17 protein-coding genes are annotated in these 18,793 nt (G+C 45.6%); 6 read left to right on the top strand and 11 right to left on the bottom strand.

The genetic code is table 11. The features are described 5' to 3' along the window. Nucleotides 1–86: 86 nt before the first annotated feature. From G9G54_RS16890 to G9G54_RS16860, 7 genes are all read right to left on the bottom strand, one after another. Complete coding sequence (locus G9G54_RS16890) at nucleotides 87–644, bottom strand: NADPH-dependent FMN reductase (protein ID WP_165178937.1); 558 nt, start codon at nucleotides 642–644, stop codon at nucleotides 87–89. A 196-nt stretch (nucleotides 645–840) separates the two neighbouring features. After that, nucleotides 841–1,848: an AI-2E family transporter gene (locus tag G9G54_RS16885; protein ID WP_023986914.1), complete on the bottom strand. Its 1,008-nt coding sequence runs from the start codon at nucleotides 1,846–1,848 to the stop codon at nucleotides 841–843. 55 nt (nucleotides 1,849–1,903) lie between these two features. Next, nucleotides 1,904–2,320, bottom strand: coding sequence for a phosphate-starvation-inducible protein PsiE (gene psiE / locus G9G54_RS16880; RefSeq protein WP_165178936.1), 417 nt, complete (start codon nucleotides 2,318–2,320; stop codon nucleotides 1,904–1,906). Between the two features lie 87 nt (nucleotides 2,321–2,407). After that, entirely contained in the window at nucleotides 2,408–2,902 is a 495-nt protein-coding gene (locus G9G54_RS16875) for a DedA family protein (protein ID WP_013308662.1), read from the bottom strand. 22 nt (nucleotides 2,903–2,924) lie between these two features. Further along, complete coding sequence (gene pssA, locus G9G54_RS16870; RefSeq protein ID WP_025677988.1) at nucleotides 2,925–3,434, bottom strand: CDP-diacylglycerol--serine O-phosphatidyltransferase; 510 nt, start codon at nucleotides 3,432–3,434, stop codon at nucleotides 2,925–2,927. Between the two features lie 23 nt (nucleotides 3,435–3,457). Then, complete coding sequence (locus G9G54_RS16865; protein ID WP_165178935.1) at nucleotides 3,458–5,227, bottom strand: sensor histidine kinase; 1,770 nt, start codon at nucleotides 5,225–5,227, stop codon at nucleotides 3,458–3,460. Beyond that, nucleotides 5,224–5,904, bottom strand: coding sequence for a response regulator transcription factor (locus G9G54_RS16860; protein ID WP_165178934.1), 681 nt, complete (start codon nucleotides 5,902–5,904; stop codon nucleotides 5,224–5,226). Before G9G54_RS16860 ends, G9G54_RS16865 begins: the two co-directional genes overlap by 4 nt. 210 nt (nucleotides 5,905–6,114) lie before the next feature. On the opposite strand from G9G54_RS16860, the gene G9G54_RS16855 reads away from it, so the two are divergent. The 3 genes from G9G54_RS16855 to G9G54_RS16845 all read left to right on the top strand — a co-directional run bounded on the left by G9G54_RS16855 (nucleotide 6,115) and on the right by G9G54_RS16845 (nucleotide 8,730). Then, nucleotides 6,115–7,458 carry a glycoside hydrolase family 30 protein gene (locus G9G54_RS16855; RefSeq protein ID WP_165178933.1) on the top strand — a complete coding sequence of 448 codons (1,344 nt, stop codon included), beginning with the start codon at nucleotides 6,115–6,117 and terminating at the stop codon, nucleotides 7,456–7,458. Nucleotides 7,459–7,622: 164 nt separating this feature from the next. After that, nucleotides 7,623–8,012: a winged helix-turn-helix transcriptional regulator gene (locus tag G9G54_RS16850; RefSeq protein WP_023986908.1), complete on the top strand. Its 390-nt coding sequence runs from the start codon at nucleotides 7,623–7,625 to the stop codon at nucleotides 8,010–8,012. A gap of 271 nt (nucleotides 8,013–8,283) precedes the next feature. Then, nucleotides 8,284–8,730, top strand: a complete 447-nt coding sequence (locus tag G9G54_RS16845; protein ID WP_165178932.1) for a hypothetical protein — start codon at nucleotides 8,284–8,286, stop codon at nucleotides 8,728–8,730. 103 nt (nucleotides 8,731–8,833) lie between these two features. Here the strand turns inward: G9G54_RS16845 and G9G54_RS16840 are convergent, their stop codons facing one another. After that, complete coding sequence (locus tag G9G54_RS16840; RefSeq protein WP_013308656.1) at nucleotides 8,834–9,325, bottom strand: phenolic acid decarboxylase; 492 nt, start codon at nucleotides 9,323–9,325, stop codon at nucleotides 8,834–8,836. Between the two features lie 166 nt (nucleotides 9,326–9,491). Between G9G54_RS16840 and G9G54_RS16835 the strand changes: the two genes are divergently transcribed. Continuing rightward, nucleotides 9,492–10,040 carry a PadR family transcriptional regulator gene (locus G9G54_RS16835; protein ID WP_165178931.1) on the top strand — a complete coding sequence of 183 codons (549 nt, stop codon included), beginning with the start codon at nucleotides 9,492–9,494 and terminating at the stop codon, nucleotides 10,038–10,040. Between the two features lie 64 nt (nucleotides 10,041–10,104). On the opposite strand, the gene G9G54_RS16830 is transcribed toward G9G54_RS16835, so the two are convergent. From G9G54_RS16830 to G9G54_RS16820, 3 genes are read right to left on the bottom strand one after another with little or no spacing between them, the layout of a single operon-like run. Then, the gene (locus G9G54_RS16830; protein WP_165178930.1) at nucleotides 10,105–11,304 is read right to left on the bottom strand and encodes a Ger(x)C family spore germination protein; all 1,200 of its coding nucleotides are present in this window, start codon (nucleotides 11,302–11,304) and stop codon (nucleotides 10,105–10,107) included. Further along, nucleotides 11,301–12,395, bottom strand: a complete 1,095-nt coding sequence (locus G9G54_RS16825) for a GerAB/ArcD/ProY family transporter (RefSeq protein ID WP_165178929.1) — start codon at nucleotides 12,393–12,395, stop codon at nucleotides 11,301–11,303. The genes G9G54_RS16830 and G9G54_RS16825 overlap by 4 nt, the downstream gene beginning before the upstream one ends. Before the next feature lie 25 nt (nucleotides 12,396–12,420). Next, on the bottom strand, nucleotides 12,421–14,121 hold the full coding sequence (locus G9G54_RS16820; protein WP_165178928.1) for a spore germination protein: 1,701 nt from the start codon (nucleotides 14,119–14,121) through the stop codon (nucleotides 12,421–12,423). 239 nt (nucleotides 14,122–14,360) lie between these two features. On the opposite strand from G9G54_RS16820, the gene G9G54_RS16815 reads away from it, so the two are divergent. Together G9G54_RS16815 and G9G54_RS16810 are read left to right on the top strand one after the other, a co-directional pair. Beyond that, nucleotides 14,361–14,702, top strand: a complete 342-nt coding sequence (locus tag G9G54_RS16815; protein ID WP_165178927.1) for a phage tail protein — start codon at nucleotides 14,361–14,363, stop codon at nucleotides 14,700–14,702. Nucleotides 14,703–14,750: 48 nt separating this feature from the next. Then, nucleotides 14,751–18,641, top strand: coding sequence for an immunoglobulin-like domain-containing protein (locus tag G9G54_RS16810; protein WP_165178926.1), 3,891 nt, complete (start codon nucleotides 14,751–14,753; stop codon nucleotides 18,639–18,641). Nucleotides 18,642–18,793: the final 152 nt, after the last annotated feature.

Here is an 18,793-nt window from a genome sequence, read left to right as displayed (position 1 = left end):
ATCAATTAAAAGAGGAAGCGGCAGCTTCGAAGGTGATAATGAAATCTTAGACTGCCGCTGCTTTTCCTTTATTAAACTTCAAAAATCTAAAGAGTTCCTGTGCTTAAGCAAGCTTGCTCAAGCCCTTGAAGTAATGCTTCTAGCTCCTGCCTAGTTTCAGCGTTTGTAATTTCACCTTCCTGGTTTAGCTTCAAGGTGATATGCGGAATAATGACCTTTCCATTCTCCACAATCTCTGCATTGATCATTTGCAATGTGAGCAGCAGCGAGGCATGCGCCAGATGGCCGCCCATAGGAGACGGTGACGCGCTGATGACCGCTGTAGGTTTATTTACAAATTCACCTGAAGATACGAGCCAATCCAAGGCATTTTTCAAAGCACCCGGCACCCCATTCCCATATTCCGGTGTACAGATCAGCACTCCATCCACTTGTTTCAATTGTTCCCGTAGCTCTCTTACGGAAGCTGACCCCTCCTCTACATCCAAGTCAGGGTTAAAATGCGGAAGCTCCCCCAATCCATCATAGACTGTGAACATCATATTTTCAGAAGCCAGCCCCATAGTAGCCTTCATAAGCGCTGTATTGGAGGATTTTTGACGAAGGCTACCCGATATAGCCAATACCTTAATTTTCTGTTCCATCCGATCATCTCATTTCTTTTATCTTGATCTAATCTTGCATATTTAGTGTACTATAGCTAACAAGAGAATTAAAAAGTGGATGAGCGTCAGCGATTCTTCCTATGAACAAAAGGGCAATAAAAAAATGCCTGCGGCTTCGCAGGCATTCGTGATGAATCAATAGTCACTGTACTAGGGTGGAATCTGTAGTGCTGAATCAAGTATCCTTCTCTTGCTTGCGTTTTATCCCAATCAGATCCAGGAAGAAAACAAACAACGGAATACCTACAATCAAGCCCCAAATACCAATCAGATGCTCAGAGAAAATAAGTACGACAAAGGTAAAAAAGATCGGTAAATTCGTTTTGGATGACATCAGCTTCGGATTTAAGAAATAGGCCTCAATCGCATGAATCACCACGATCAATATAACCAGATAGATTACATATTGAATGCCACCGACACTGAAAGCGATCAGGCCGAGCGGTGCCAGTGAGATAAACACACCTGCCACTGGGACCAATCCCAGTACGAAAATGATGAGTGCAAGACCGAGCAGATTAGGGAAGCCCATAATCCAGAGCGCAATCGTGGTCAATATACAGTTAATAAGTGAAATCAGCAGTTGAGCCTCCAATACCTTCCCGAACGTATCCAGGAACATACGGCCAAAATGACCCACTTCCTTGAAAAACCAACCCAGCTTGCTATCTACAAACGTAGCTGTAAAACGTGTAATATAGGATTTTTCCATCAGGAAGAACAAGCTCAAAATAATCGACACCAGAAGCTGTGTTCCCAATTGACTGACCTTCATCACTGCACTCAGGCCAGGCTCAAATAGCCGCTGAACATTCAGCGTGTCCATAAATTCGATAATCGTTTCGTTCCATTGATTACGATCAGGATACATATACGCTTGCTGAATCATGAGATACACCTGCTTGACCTGTACAACGATTAGCGGCACCATTCGGTAAACGCCCCACACCATAATCAGAATTAGCAACCCATACACCAGTAGTAACACGATCATTGACGGCACATTGACGAACCGCTTGACCAGCTTATTCACTCCGTTATATATACTGCCAATCAAGATCGTAAGCAGCAGTGTTAACAACATAATATTCATCATGCTTCTTAACATAAACAACAGCAAAACGATTATCGCAAGGACGGCTACCCGCCTGACGCCCGCATGATTCATCCAGTTTCTTACCATTCGTCTTTATTCCCTCTCTCCCACTTGACTGTCAACTTTGCAATCTTCCTGAGCATCAACTTTCTCTTTTTAACAATTTACTGTTAGCGATCAATAGAGAACCTACCATGACTAGGATAGCAATAGACCACCAGAATGTATTTTTAGCATCATCATGATCTACAATAATGAGCCTGATGACAGCCGTGATCCCAATATAGATAAAATAACGTAATGGAAAATGAAAATTGGTTTTAAAGTACTTAACTATTAATGCTATGAATTCAAAGTACAAGAAAAACACAAGCAACTCTTCCGTGAATTCATAGTAATTTTTGTCGCCCTCTGCGTACAAAAAAACATAAGAAAAAATGGACCATGTTTCTTTTAGCAGTAAGAAGCTTAAAATCAGCCCGACCAGAAACAGCGAGATATTCAAGATCATTTGCAGAAAACTCGGTAACTTCTCAATATACTTCATTAGTACATTCAATACAGATCCCCTCACTGGTTGTACAGTATCTTTATTTATATTATCGGTGGTATACGTGAAAAATGCTACATTACTTTTGGGGTCACCTTAATGAAAGTTTATATTCGCTCCTGCAATATAACCAATGGAGATAAAGATAAGCGTCCATATCAGAGAACCTGCGCTTGCCACCAGCATATATTTTCGGACAGGCATCGCACTAATGCCGGACAAATAGCTTGTCGCATGTCTGACTCCTGGGATAAAATAACCGAACAAAATGGTCCACAACCCAAAGCGTGCAAACCACCCCTTAACTCTTGCAAATCGCTTCGGTGTCAATCCAACCCACTTGCCGTGCTTATCCACCAAGGGCTGACCCAGCTTTTTGCCTAGCGTGTAGCTGATCATCATCCCTGTCATTGCACCGATGAAGCTAACTAATATAGACACCGAATAATTCAGTACCATAATAGAAGATAAATAGCCGACAAACACCATAATAATTTCATCTGGAACCGGTAGGCCGATAATCCCAAGAGCAAGAAGAGCAAAAATAGCGATATATCCGTATTGTGTAATCATGCTGATGACCCATTCCATAGGGGAGCCACCTCCTGACCGATTATTTTTTGAAGGACGGAAAGGGGATACGGCTAACCATCAGGAACGACAGCACTACCATTAACGCAAGCAACAACCCCGGCTTCAAATGCTCACTCCATAAAAACATAAAGGACAAAATCACACCCGCCGCCGTAATCGGCATACCTACAAAGCCTTTGCTAAAAGCCATTAGGTTAAATCTTGCCAATCTTACCGCACCGCATATGACAAACAAAACAGCCACAAGTGGTCCTATCCAATGGGTATCTCCCAGCTTGTATAACAAGATCAAAAAAGCAGGGGCAACCCCAAATGAGACAACATCCGCCAGCGAATCGAGCTGTTTGCCAAAATCACTGGAGCAATGCAGCAGCCTTGCCAGCAAACCGTCTAATACATCCCATAAAGCAGCCACTACCACGAGAATAAAAGCGGTCATGTATTGCTCATGAATCGTGAAATACAGGGATAAGACCCCTGCCCCCAGGTTTGCAATCGTGCATAGTGAGGGCAACCAATTCCATTTCATACTCTTAACTCCTTTGCCGTAGCTTAGCCTCCGAATATAACAACAAAACGGACGCCGTCCTTGGTATTCTCCACCTTATAGCGGAATTCGTGCAAATCTAAAATTCGTTTGACGATCGACAACCCGAGCCCTGTCCCACCTGTCTGGCGGCTTCGGGACAGCTCGGCCCGGTAAAAGCGATCCCATATCTGCTCCAGTTGATCGTCAGGAATGGTCTCACCTTTATTTTCAATGGAAAAAAAACTGATTTCCCCAGCACCTTCGATACGAATCGTGATCGAGCTTCCTTCCTCAGCATGTCGTATGGCATTGACAACAAAGTTGATAATCACCTGTTCCAGCCATCCTACATCGGCATGGATCGGCATCTCATTGGCGGGAATAATGACCACTTCCAGCTTTTTCTCCTTCAACAAATGGAATAACTTGTCCACGACCTCCTCCACCAGCTCACTCAAGATAAAGGTCGTCTTGCGAAGCTTGAGGGTACCCGATTCCAATTTGGCGAGGTCCAGCATATCTTTGACCAATCGCTCCATTTTGTCCGCTTCCTCTACAATGACTTTCATATAATGATCCTGCTTCCCGGCGCTAACCCCATCTTGTAATCCTTCTGCGAAGCCTTTAATGATACTCAGCGGGGTTTTCAGTTCATGAGAAGCGTTCGCAAAAAAGTCTTGTTGCACAGCCTCCATCCTCTGCTTCTGTTCCATGTCCTCCACCAATTGCTGATTGGCCTCCTGAAGCTCGCGCAAAGCTGTGTCCAGGTTCTGGGACAGGGTATACATGCTGTAGGACAGGCTGCCCAGTTCATCATTCTGCCGGATTGGTGTATGGGCTGTAAAATCGAGCTTAGCCATCCGCTTGGCGGTATTATTCAAAGCAATGAGCGGACGGGTCACCATCCGGGAATAGAACAGGGACAAAATCAGAATGAGTGCAAATCCCCCGATCCCTAGGTACAGATAAAACCAGCGCAGAGCTTCATTCGTCTCACTGATTTCCTGCAATGATGTCACTGTAAACAGAAGGTCGATCTCGCCTGTGCTCTGACGAACAGGATGGACTATGACTGCATTACGTACCCCTGTCCAAGGTTCCGTCCACTCTTCCTCCAACACTTCGAAATTCTTAAGTTTCTCCAGATGATCCTGGGATAAAGGAAACCATTCCTCCAGCGCACTAAACAGTAAGCCTTGTCGCTGACTCCATGTTTTCAGATCCGGCAGTACAATCTCTGTCACCGTACCGGAAAACCTTACACGGCCATCTGTGCTTGCCTCTTCCGAAGTCGATCCTATATTTTTGAAACCAAGCTTCTGTATACCGGTTGGATAAATTAAATTGGCGGAAGAGATGCCGTCTGTTCCCAACACCTCACCCTCAACAGTGACCTGATCACCAGGCTGAATCCGGGCAGCTCTCAGCTCGTCTCCATACTCGTTCATAAATAGAGACAGCGATATTTTAACGATTTTACCATCCGTTTCTCTAAGATTGATATGAAACGCATCATCCAGCTTTACTTTGCCGTCCAGCGTTACAATCGCCAACTGGTTTTTATTCTGAAGCATAAAGCGTGCTGCCTCACGCGAAACCCTGCCCGATCCCCAAGCCTCCTGGACATAACTTTGACCGAAGCTTTGCAAGCGGCTTTCTACACGACCAATCTTCTGTTTCTGATAAAAATTTTCAAAAAACAGAAATTGACTTAAAATCACCATACCGTAAAAACACAGAAAAAACACAACTGTCATAATGAACAACTTAAAGGTAACTCCCCGTTTGTTCATTCTTCCTCCTCGAACCTGTAGCCTGTACCAAAAACCGTGCGAATATGGCGTGATTCACGCCCCAGCTTATTTCTCAGCTTTTTGATATGCGTATCGACAACTCGTGTATCTCCTTCAAAGTCGATGCCCCACACTCGGTTCAGTATCGCATCCCGTGAAATAACTATGCCTTTATTATGTATAAGCAGCCGCAGCAGCTCATACTCTTTGGGCGTCAGCTCGACTCCCGCCTGATCCACCTCAAGCCGATGAGCCATCGTGTTGAGAATGGCACTACCGAACCGCAAAATATGCGACTCCGGCTGTACATGTCCCTCCACCCGTTTCATCAGCGCGTTGGCGCGGGCGATCAGCACCTTGGGGCTGAAAGGTTTGGTAACGTAATCATCGGCTCCCAGTTCAAAGCCTAATATTTTATCATCATCACCGGATTTGGCTGTCAACAAAATGATTGGCACACCTGAGCGGCTGCGCACCTGGCGGCACACCTCCCAACCATCCAGCTCCGGCATCATAATATCGAGTATAATCAGGTCCGGCTGCACCGAATCAAACCAGATCAGTGCATCTTTTCCATTGCCTGCTTCATAGACTTCCCAATTATTCTGTTTAAAATAATCCGCAATCACTTCACGAATACGTATTTCATCCTCCACGAGAAGAACTCTTTTCTTCAATCGACTTCCCTCTTTCGGTCATTCTAGGACACCAGCATATCAAAGATATGTGTACTTTATGTGTTCTTGACACTTCTTATCAGCAGAAGTTCTCATCCGCAAATTCAACCTTGGATTAGGGCAAATTTGTCGTGGCTCAGACCATCTCATCTCCTATGATCCTACCCTATAATAAGAAGAGATACAAAAGCCTGAACAGGAGGGTAATACATGAGTAATCAAACCATTCAGTGGTTTTCCACTTCCAAAGCTAAAGCTTGGCATTCCCAAGCTCATCATTTGACCGATACCCAAGAGAGTGCCAACCTAACCCTTACGGGAGAAACGCATCAGCTTGTCGAAGGCTTTGGTGGCTGTTTTAATGAATTAGGTTATGTGGCCCTGAATCATTTGGAAAAGGACGAACGAGATCGGGTGCTTCATTCTCTCTTTCATCCAGAGGGCGAGCACAAATTTGCGATTTGCCGACTTCCTATTGGAGCGAGTGACTACGCGCTGGAGTGGTACAGCCACAATGAAACAGACGGCGACGTGGAGATGAAGCACTTTTCCATTGAGCGTGATCAGCAATATCTCATTCCTTTTATTCGGGAAGCGTTACAACTCAATCCGAACCTGAAGTTGTTCGCTTCACCCTGGAGCCCGCCGACATGGATGAAATCACCAAAGGCCTACAATTACGGCACGCTGCGCTGGGAAAAGGATATTTTGAAAGCGTATGCATTATACTTTGTCAAATTTGTTCAGGCTTACCGCGAGGCAGGTATTACGATCCACCAGATTCATGTTCAAAATGAAGTCATTGCCGATCAGAAGTTCCCTTCCTGTGTATGGACCGGGGAGCAGCTGCGTGAATTTATTCGGGACTATTTGGGTCCTGCTTTTGAGGAACACGGACTGGATACGGAAATTTGGTTGGGGACCATTAACGCTCCCGATCCGTGGGAGGAATTAATGAAGAAGACTTCGACCGGATTCGATGAGTATGCCCATACCGTGTTGAGTGACCCCCAGGCCTACAAATATATTAAAGGCGTAGGCTACCAGTGGGCAGGCAAAAATGCCATTCAACGCACCGTTGCCAGTTATCCTGAGCTTCGTTACATGCAAACAGAAAATGAATGCGGGAACGGAGAAAACTCATGGGACTACGCCAAATATGTATATAATCTGTACCAGCACTACTTCACCAATGGCGTGAATGCTTATATTTACTGGAATATGGTTTTGGAACCGAAAGGCAAGAGTACATGGGGCTGGGAGCAAAATTCGATGATCACCGTTGATCCAGCGGATCGAAAACCTATCCTGAATCCAGAGTATTATGTCATGAAGCACTTTTCTCATTTTGTATTACCGGGTGCCCGACGCATCGGACTTCGTGGCTCATGGACTGGAAATGCAGTTGCTTTTCAAAATACAGACGGGCAAAGGGTGGTAGTCATCGCCAATCCGTTCAAGGAATCGCGTGTGCTGAATCTGTCTCTCGGCAAAACAACACACCGCTTGGAGCTGGAGCCGGAATCCTTTAACACTATTGTGGCTCCTTCTTAACACCGCAGATTTCTGGACTCTTCCAGTCTTGGACACATCGTCAGGTGTCCCTGTCCGGTCTATAAGTGCCCAAGCCATATGTATAGTTTCCAAAATGGATGTATATCCTTTTGCGTATAGTAGCTATAAATAGTATACTTGGAATAACTACGGACAGGAGGTCGATGAATATCACTACTGTAAAAGACCGGATTGATTTGAAACTGATTAATTGTGATAAGGAATTGACTCTCGCGGTCATCGGTGGAAAATGGAAGCTGATTATTTTGTGGCATCTCGGTATGGAAGGCACCAAGCGGTTTGGTGAATTGAAGAAGCTAATTCCCCACATTACGCAAAAAATGCTGACCAACCAATTGCGCGAGCTGGAAGAAGATAAGCTCATTCTTCGTAAAGTCTATCCCGTCGTCCCTCCGCATGTGGAATATTCACTAACAGAGCATGGCGAAAGCCTGATTCCGGTACTGAGAGCAATGTACGATTGGGGATCAAACTATCGCGAGAACGTGATCTGGAAAGAAGAAGAAGCTATTCAGGACGTCACACCCGTGTGATCAGCAAAACAAGCATTTTGCGAAATGCTGAACTATATTTTTAGTAGAGACGACCCTGGGGAGATCTGGGGTTGTTTTTTTATGATATAAAGACGTTCCCCAAGATAACAAAAGAAATGGATGTAAGTATCCGTTTCCATTGACATTAAAGCTCGTTTTTCGCTGCATATCCCCATTTTACACTTGTATCCGTGATTTACATTACATCCTCTGTGACGTATGATTCTTCCATCCCTATTTACAGTGAATCCAAAAAGGAGGCCGTTCTAGCATGAGCATGACGCTTGCCCAGCCCACAACGTCCCAAGCGACCCAATTACGCATTGGTTCCATGGAAATGATTCAATACGACTATCGTCAATTTCCTGACTCAAAACCTTATCAACACCATTGCTGTGGCTTGCTTACTATGTCGTGTAACGGCGCTCAAGGTCTGGCGGAATATGAGCTGCCTGAAATTAAAGGTACTTTTGACCTCGTCCGCTGGGCTTCCGTGTTTACCTCGCTCAAGGGTCTGTTCTTAACCGAGGCTGAGCAATATATTCAGCACCACGCTGATCACTGGGGACCTGATAAAACAGAGCTGGCTCTATCTGCCTTATCCGATCTGACTGCCCATACGAACCTGCACATTCTCTCCCCAAAAGCGACCATCCTCCCCCCTCGTATTAGTCGTTCTTATCTCATCGAGTATGGCCTAGTCTACTATTCATTCTAAATATCATCCACCACTCCATTGTCAATCCACTTTCCCGTTCACGTAAAAAAGCCTGAGACTGTTTATCACAGGCCAGGCTTTTACACTTTCAGCACAGAGCTGATTACACTTGCAATTTACCTGCACGAATATCGTCTGTCATTCCTGCATAAGGTGCTTGGGAAATTAATTGTTCGTTGTTCACACCCGCATTTTCGATGAATGTAATATCTGCAAATTCAGGAACCACATACTTCGGATACGTTTCATACTTTTCACGCGATTCCTCCATCAGCGGAATAAAATCGTTTTGATAGCGCACAGTGATTTCCGGATGCTCATGAACCCATTTAGGGAAGAAAATAATGCCATGCATACGTTTTTCCTCAGGCATAAAATTCAGAGACACGTCAGTGCCTGTCGGTTCGGTCCACGATACTTTATACACATTTTCCACCAGCTTCACCAGATTGACCTTCTGATCACGTACCCAGCGGCCGCCTACCATACCACTATGAATGCGATAATCGATCGTATCTTCATTTTTAATATATATTTCGTACTCCCAACCATTCTCATAAGTGTAGATCATGTGGCTGCCGATAAACTTGTCCATCTTGCATCCTTCTTTCCTAAATTATAAGTTTTTATGAATTGAATAGGAGACCAAAGACAAAAACATTCAATTCAAAACATGTAATATTAAACATGTTTTTAAATACATATAAATTGTAGCACTATGGTATACTAGTGTCAAATAACGTTTGACAAGGAGAGCTACGTTGAAACGCACATTAAAATACGCCATTTTGGGCCTGGTTCATAAAGAGGAAATGAGCGGCTACGATATTACGAGTCAATTCAAGAAGGAAATCGGACAATTTTGGAGCGCCAAACACAGTCAGATTTATCCTGAGTTAAAAAGGCTGACCGAAGAGGAGCTTATTGAATATCGCACCTCCATTACAGGAGCCAAACTGGAAAAGAAGCTGTACTGCATTACCCCCAAAGGAACCCAAGAGCTGACCGAATGGCTGTTGAGCCCCAAAGAGTTACCGGAAACGGAAAAGGACGAGTTTATGCTCATGCTATATTTCTCAGCGGCCATCCCCAAGAAAGAGAACAAGCGATTGTTCGAGGACCAGATAACCAAACGTAAAGAGAAGCTGGAGTATCTGTACGAAAGTAAAAAATCCCTCCAACAGCTGAACGAGAACCTGCAAGCCCCCGGTTCTAATCAATTCGGGCATTATCTGGTGCTGAGCCGTGCCATTAATCGGGAAGAAAGCTATATTGCGTGGCTGGAAGATACACTATCCCTGTTTGAATAGCCTAAAAAACCTTCAACGCCACGTAGATTCGTGGTATTGAAGGTTTTTCTAAAATACATACAAACTAGTCTGCCGTCGTAATCGAAGAGCCGTAATCTTCAATATGGATATCTGTGCTAAAACGTACGGGAATGGTACTAAAAATGGTATCCCAATCCTCTTTGACCTTACGCCAAACTTTAGGATGCTGAATCCTCAAGGCTTCTCCGAAACCTCCGACATCAGCCTGCAGCTTTTGCATTTTGGCTACAGTTTGTTCAGCTAATGAATTCACTCTCTCCTGAAAGATACTCTCTTCTTGTCCGAGCACATCATTGCTGCGCAAATTTTCTTTCTTGTTAAAAACCTCGGAAACGCGTCCCTCTGAGGTCATTTTTACTTGGAAGGAAATGTCGTCCCCCTGAACGATGGCCTTGATCCTGCTTTTCACTGCTTTGATCTCATAGGCTATATTTTTACCGGTCTGGGGATCGCTACTTTTCAACACGCCTCCATCCAGCTCGCCTTTGATCCACATAAGACCCTCGACCTCTGATTCATTCAGAAAACCAGCGTATGTTTGCGTCTTTCCCTTGATGATTCCCGCACCTGCGAGCTTGATTTCATTCTCCGCCGTAATGACATTGGGCAATATAAAGCTTCTTTTACCCTTCATGGGCCCGACCACTTTAACCAAAGCCACAGGCTTTATCAATCGCGCGTTCCGTTTACGATTTCCGAAAATATCCTTTAAGATATAGGCAGGAATTTGACCAGGAATTTTCTCCTGAAGCGCATTGCCCGCCTTGTCTATACTAATCAGTAGCTGTACGCTGGGCCGGATGTCATTATCCCCCAAGAAAAAGTCCAGCAGCTCATACAACGGAATCTTGCGAAGCAGACTGGAGCTGATAATAATCGTTTTCAAATGTTGTCCAATGGGCGGTCGGTTGGTCCGCAATGAAATTTCTCTCATCATTTCAAAAACGGAATCTCCCGTTTCCGTAATATTGAAAAACTTTTTAGCTTGTGGGGAGGAGCTATTGGAGCCGCCGCTTTCCTCTGGGATGATAAATTGAAAGGTTCCTGTAATTAACTCCTTTTTGGGATAATCTCCTCCTTTCCGATTAATTTGCTCTTCTTGTGAAGATTCTTCCGCTATATCCATAGCAATGCCTGTCTCCAGATTTAGATCCTCCACCGGAGAACTGCTCCAGCAACCTGAAAGTGTACTACATATCAAGAGAGCAGCCATTCCGAGTAATCCTGACCGGGCCCTCATCATGACCGCACCCTCCTCCAGCGAGAAATAAGCAGCAGTGGCAGTGGAAGCAGAGCAATTAAAACGAAAGCTCCATTCCCGATGATCGTTCCAAAAGAAAATAACTCATTCAGATTTTTGGGAATTTGGGACAGGACATAGATGAATGGGAGCAGAATGAACAGCACCTTGGAATAAGAGCTATTCAAAATTTGAGAAACTCCGAGCGAAGCGCAATAAAAAGCAATACTGAATGTAGCAAAAATTTGCATGATCCAAATGGTCAACAATAAGGATTCAAATCGTTCCAATAACAGATACTCCACTTCAAAGCTGCGGGCCAAATCTAAAAAGGGCCAGGTTCTGCTCATAACCCCTTCCACCGAAAAGGCGCCAATGCATAAGATTAGCGTAGCTGTATAAAAAACGACCGAGATCCCAATTGCCAATCCGATTGCCTTGGTTGCTTTCTCCGGTTTTTCCATTCGACAAAGAATAAACAGCAGGCACTCTGTCCCCGTTAAGGTCAGGGTTGTAGTCTTGAGCGTTTTAATCACTGGCATCACACCCTCGGACAAAACAGGACGCAAATTATTCAATTCGAAAATATTCAAACTCAGCAAGCATATTAACAAAAAGATAGATGCCGTAATCGGGAATATAACTTGGCATATTTTACCCAACGTACCTACCCCTCCCAAGCACAGATACAGAGAGAGCCACATAAAAGGTGCTGAAATCGCCCACGCCGGAGTTCCTTCAAGCAAAAAGAACGACGTTACTTCCTCCACAGATCGGATTTCGAATGCGGCTATACAAATAAAATAGATCACAAACAACATGCCAATCACTTTGCCGATGGCTTTGCCTGTTATCCGCTGAACATACTGGTAAAAGGTGCTTTCTGGGAAGCGCGAACTTAGTTTGACTATAATCCATCCGAACAGGAAAGTGGCAGCCCCTGCTAAAATGACAGACATCCATACATCCGGTGTTTTTGCAGTTTCAACGGCTACTCTGGGAAGGGTAAGCAACCCGGCAGCCAGCATAAAGCAAAGCACAATTGTCGTCGTCTGTAACGTTGTAATTTTATCCGTTTTTTTCCCACGGGCCATCTTGCTCCCTCCTGTGTTGTTGAACTCATCCTTGTCGCTTAGGGTCTTTATGCTTCAATAGAATGGGTCTGTTTTTCATAAATTGTAACGGTGCTCGCAAAAAGTAATCTTTCCAGTCCTTCAATGAACGGGGAGCCGTTAAACTAAGATATGGCACGCCGAAGCTGTGTAATTTAGCCATATGAATGCTCAGCATCAGGAAAAACATGATCACTCCATACAAACCGAAGATAGACGCCGTGAACATGGCCCCAAAACGAAGAATACGCATAGATATTCCTGCGCTGTATACAGGGGAGGCAAAGGAAGAAATCGCCGTGACTGCTACTACAATAACGAGAATCGGACTTACAATCCCGGCGTCAACAGCGGCCTGTCCAATGATCAGACCGCCGACGATGCCCATCGCTGGACCGATGGGTTTGGGCAGCCGTAGTCCTGCCTCGCGTAAAATTTCGATGGAAATTTCCATAATCAGGGCCTCGATCAGCGTCGAAAACGGAACCCCCTGTCTCGCACTGATAATGGAAATCACCAGCTTGGTTGGAATCAGTCCGGGATGAAACGAGATAAAGGAGATATAGAGCGCTGGGGCGAACAGAGATATCGTAGTTGCCATAAAACGAAGAAATCGAATAAGCGACCCCGGTATCCATCGTTCATAGTAATCTTCGGGAGACTGGAGCATCATCCCGTACGTCACAGGCATAAGGAGGGCAAAAGGTGTACCGTCCAGCAGAATCGCCACACGTCCCTCCAGCAATGCAGCCATGACCCGATCCGGTCTCTCCGTATTTTGAATTTGCAGAAAGGGACTAAGAAAATTATCCTCAATAAGCTGCTCCACATAGCCCGACTCCAGCACCTCATCCATATCAATGGTTTTGACCCGCCGTTTCACCTCATCTACAAGCTCGGGGTCGGCAATGTCTCTGAAATACACCACCATCAGCTGCTTTTCCACTCTTTTGCCCACTTTGAAGGACGACATGGCCAGTTCTGTACTTTCTCCATGCCTGCGCAGCATTGCCGTATTGTCGCTAAGGGTCTCGGTAAAACCAACTCGCGGTCCCCGCAGCACCGATTCCGATATGGGGTCTTCCACCCCTCGTGTGCTCCCTTTGGGTGTCCCCAGCACAAAAGCACCCGGTATGCCCTGAATCATGAGTATGACTGAACCGAACAGCACCTTTTGCAAGGAGAACTGCACCTCTAACGTATACTGAGTCTCCGATACCAGCATGACCTGACGAATAAACATATCCCGAAGCTCTTTTCCTCTCGGAAGATCCTCCCCGCCTTGTCCGGAGCTGCCCCAATCCATCAGCGGCTTTAGTATGTTCTGATCCATGCCAACCTTGTCTGTTAATCCATCCACAAAAAAAAGTGTACCTACAGCGTTCAATTTTTCCAGAAAAATGGATCGTTCGTTCACGTCCGACATATCCGTGACGGCTTGTCTGATTTTTGCTACATTGGCTTCGTAATCTTCGGTAAAGGTTCCCTCTTCCTTCTCAGCCTCACTTACAGACGGATTATGATCTGCATGCTGCGAACGGTCTTCTTCTTCTAAAAGCTTTAATCGTTCCATACGTCTGCTCTCTCGACCATCCATCGCTCTGATTTGTCGTACCGTCAGAAAAATAATCAAAGGGATGATGGATAAAAAGAAGGCTTCCATCCACACGTTCCATTTGGGCATATGAGTTCCGATGACCTGCCACACACTCTTTCCTCCTTCACTTCCAGATGATTTGTATATAGATTTACCTGGATTAGAAAAAAGATGCATGGGCAATGGAATAAATTTCTTTACTCACAAAAGGAATAAAAAGGTGAATTTGATAGATGAACTGTAGTGCCAAAAGTGGAATTCCATGATAATATCTATTCATTCTATGACTAATGTCACAAATTTGTTGAATTCGTGGGCCATTATTCGAATCTAAAAAAGGAGTTGTAGGTATGAAGAAGCATTTTTGGAAGAAAGCCGCTGTGTTGAGTTTGTTAGCGGTCATTTTGTTAGGGGGAACGGCGATCAGTCCCCAGCAGGCTCAAGCATCGCCCGAACCTTATCTTGGGGAAATTACGATGTATCCTTACATGTTCGCTCCCCAGGGCTGGCTAAAATGCGAGGGTCAACTCTTGAGCATTAATCAGAATGCTGCATTGTTCAGCCTGCTGGGCACTAATTTTGGCGGTGATGGAATGAACACATTTGCATTGCCTGACTTACGTGGAGCTTCCCCGTTGCCAAATGTAAACTACTACATCGCTACCGAGGGGTCATACCCGTCCCGCCCATAATATGAATACGCTCAATAGTGTGCTATTTAATAAAGAAGAGGTGATAGCGTGCTCGAAGGCAATAACTTCACACGCAATAAATTAAAACCCTACCGTGTGTTGGTTCCACTCATGCCATTGATCGGCGGTGCGTTCCTGCTCATAGGGACGAATGAAGCCCATGCTGCCGGTTGGGAAAATGTGGTGTTGCACAAGCCAGCAAGCTCAAGCGGTTACACCCAGCCCTATGATCCCTCCAAGACTGTGGATGGGTCAATCGAACCGACAAGCCGCTGGTATCAAGCCAGCAATGGTGAAAAATGGATCCAGGTAGATCTGAGAGACTGGTATATCGTAGATCGATACGTTGTTACAGGTATGGGTGTCCATTATGGGTGGAACGATCAACGTGATCCATACAGTTTCCGATTGCAGACGAGCAACAATGGAAGTAATTGGGTGACTGTTGATACCGTTCAGAATAATGGAAGCTCTAATGTTGAAAAGAGCATTGCTCCTGTAACTACACGATACTTGCGATTAACTATTGATCAAGGAAATGCAAGAAACAATCAATGGGCTTCCATCATGGAATTCGCAGCTTATGGGGAACGATTGCCCATTCCACAGGCCCCGGGTCATTTTACAGGTACTAAAAATGGAAGTACTGTGGAATTAAGCTGGGATGCCGTTCCTTATGCAACCTCATATAAAGTCATTCGAGATAGTGTAACGCTCTATACAGGTAGCCTAACCCAATTCATAGACACTTCAGCATTGCCGCCAGGTGAAGCAATTTATACGGTTCAGGCTGTGAATGCTAAAGGGGAGAGCACTCCTTCAGAGGTTAGAGTGATTATACTTACCGATGCAGAGAGAGTTGCACAGGCAAAAGCCGCTCTTGCATTAGGCTTCGCATCTGGAGATACAGCTGATTCGGTATCTCAAAAGCTAACGCTGCCACTCGCTGGGTTGAATGATACGACGGTGAGCTGGAGTTCGGATACTCCTGACATCATTACGAACGAGGGGGCTGTCACACGCCCGCAGTATGATCTGGGTGACCGAAAAGTAAAACTGACAGCAACGATTGCGAAGGGAAGCGCCTCAGATACCCAAACTTTTGAGGTTACCGTAGCGAAGATCACTGCTCAAGATACATTGAATCAAGCAGCAGACACCCTCTCGCTTGGCGATTTATCTGCGCTAACAGAAAATATTTCTCTTCCTTTATCCGGTTATGGTGGAGCGCAGATCGAATGGTCCTCGTCCAAACCTCTTGTCATTGCAGCAGATGGAACACTCACCAGACCCTCCTATAACAGTGGAGATACGGATGTTACCCTAACGGCTACCCTGCAACTTGCAGGCTTAACGAAAACAAAGGATTTTACTGCACACGTACTCCGTCTGCCGATGAGCGACACTGAAGCCGTAGACGCAGCATACAAAGCACTTGAACTGCCGATAACGACAGTAACGGGAGACGTATATTTGCCAAAAGATGCTCTGAATGGTGTTCAGGTGTCATGGTCATCGAATCAACCCCAGTTCTTGGATCATACTGGGCATGTAACCTTCCCAACCTATGTACAGGGCGATCAGACCGTCACGCTCGAAGCAGTGGTGTCAAGAGGCGGGATTGAGCTTCGAAAAACCTTTAGCCTGCTCGTGCCCGCACTGCCTGTAAGCGCTGATGAAGCCGTAAATTTGGCAGCAAATACACTGGATCTGGATTACCCGCAAGGGATTAAGGATTCCATTGCCTTGCCTCGTGTAGGAGCATTCGACACCCAGATTTATTGGGCCTCGGATCAACCGGACATCCTCAGTGACAGCGGTCAAGTGAATCGGCCTAAATATACAGACGGTGATGTGAATGTACAATTAATTGCCATTATTTCTAAAGGTGCAGCTTCTGTACAAAGAACATTCACGATCACCGTGCTGAAGGCATTACCGAATACACCTTACGTACGATTGAACGGCAGCAATCCGATTGTTCTGGAAACCGGCGATAGCTTCACTGATCCAGGAGCCAACGTACTGGACAGCGTATACGGCAATATCCTGATCCCTGAGCTTTCAGGTAGCGGGAATGTCGATACAAATGTACCTGGCGTATACGTATTGAACTATGCTTATAGCGACAATGGGGGCTGGACGGCAGAACCGGCAGAACGCCGTATAAACGTGCTGCCTCGTGCTGTTACAGCTTCAGCAGGCAATGAGGATATAGCCTCAGTGATCGTTACAGGCGCGTTGCCGAACGCAAGGCTTGAGCTGTACAATGCCCAGCAGGAGCTTATAGCGGAAGGAATTGCTTCGGGAGAGGGAAGATATACATTTACACCTGTTCCTGAAGGAGCCAGCTACTATGTGCTGCAGAACGTAAATGGCATGAAGAGCGCTCCGTCAGGGCTAGTGTATCCGCAAGGGTTAACCGCGCAGCGCGTTGCGGAATCCATCACAAGCATAGCAGCTCCTACAACAAGTGATACACTGCTTAGGTTGCCTGTTGTACCTGATGGTTTCCGTGTGACCATCAGCAGCAGTAGCCAGCCAGACATCGTGCGTACAGACGGAACTATTATTCAAGCAGATACTCCTTCCGTTGTAACTATCATGCTGGATGTTATGAGGGTAAGCGATGGTTCTCATGCTTTGACGCAAGCCATAGAAGTCACCGTCCCTGCCAAGGTAATTGCGAACACAGGCAAATCTAACAAAGATAAGAATGAGGATCTATCTGCTTTCGTACCACAGATCGGATTTTCCGAACAAGGGAAAGAGTTTTCCCTCTTTGTTCCTTCGCCGGCATTCCTGGATGAGCAGATACAGCAAGCACTTCGCGAAGGCAAAGCGTACGCAGACATTCGTTTGGAGCAGGAGAAGCAACTGAGTCGTGTTATCCTTTCTCATTCTTTACTGAATAAATGGGATAAGATTGGTGCATCGGTAATATCCCGATATGGAACACTGTTGATATCCAGTGACACCTTAACCAGCATGGCCTCAGGCCAGCAGGACGTTACATTGTCATTCCAGCAGGCAGATGTACAACGTGCACAGCAGATCCGTGACTGGGCCGAGCAACAATCCAGCCTGACGCTGATGGGTCCGGTTACAGACATCAAAGCCAATGTGACTGGAACCTCGTCGATCATTCTACCGCTGGATAACGAATCCTTAAGTGAGTTACACAATACAGAGCCCCAGTTCTCCATTCTTGTTATTCACGAGAATGGTGAGCGTGAGATTTTAAAAGGGACTGCTGTAATGGATTCAAAAGGGATGTTGTCGGGTGTGAGTCTGAATACGACCGGGTTAGGTACCTTTGCCGTCGCCACAGACGCAAAGACTCAAACCAATAATGCCAGTGTGCAAAATGACCCAAGCAATTCGTCAGATCCACAAGTGCTAGCTCAGGTATGGCCGGATGTACAAGGCCATTGGGCAGCGAAGTCCCTGCAATCTCTTGCAGACAAAGGCTGGATACAAGGCTATAAAGACGGAAACATACGCCCTGATCGCGCTGTAAGCCGTGCAGAATTTGTAGCCATACTGACCAGAGCATTGGGAACTGCTGGAGATGAGAGCCCTTCTACCTCATTTACAGATATGCAGGGACACTGGGCTGGATCAGCCGTGGATTTTGCTCACCGCCAGGGATGGATTCAAGGGCTAACCGCTCAAACTTTCGGACCTGATGAGAGTCTTACCCGTGAACAGGCGATGGTGATCCTGTCACACGCGATGCAGAATCAGACATCCATTCCCAGCACTGCTGCACTGCAATCCTACAAGGATGAGCAGCAGATTGCAGCATGGGCCTCCGCAGCATTCCAGAATGCAGTATCCTCCGGTTGGATCAGCGGTTATCCAGATGGAACACTCAAGCCAAAAGCGGCTATCAGCAGAGGTGAGATGGCTGAACTGCTGGTACGTATTCTTAAATAAGACTTTTTAAGCTTCATAGATCAGATGAGTATACGCACATACAACGCGGCCTCCATGCTTTTTGGGGGCCGTATTTTTTTATGTATATTTTATGTACAAGCCTTTAACAATCATTTTTGCTTGTATATTCACCCTTTTCGCTTCAATAAATA

This window comes from Paenibacillus sp. EKM212P, from assembly GCF_011066115.1.
Classification (GTDB): domain Bacteria; phylum Bacillota; class Bacilli; order Paenibacillales; family Paenibacillaceae; genus Paenibacillus; species Paenibacillus polymyxa_B.
Note: the sequence above shows the minus strand (reverse complement) of the source record. Positions and strands in the feature narration are given on the sequence as shown.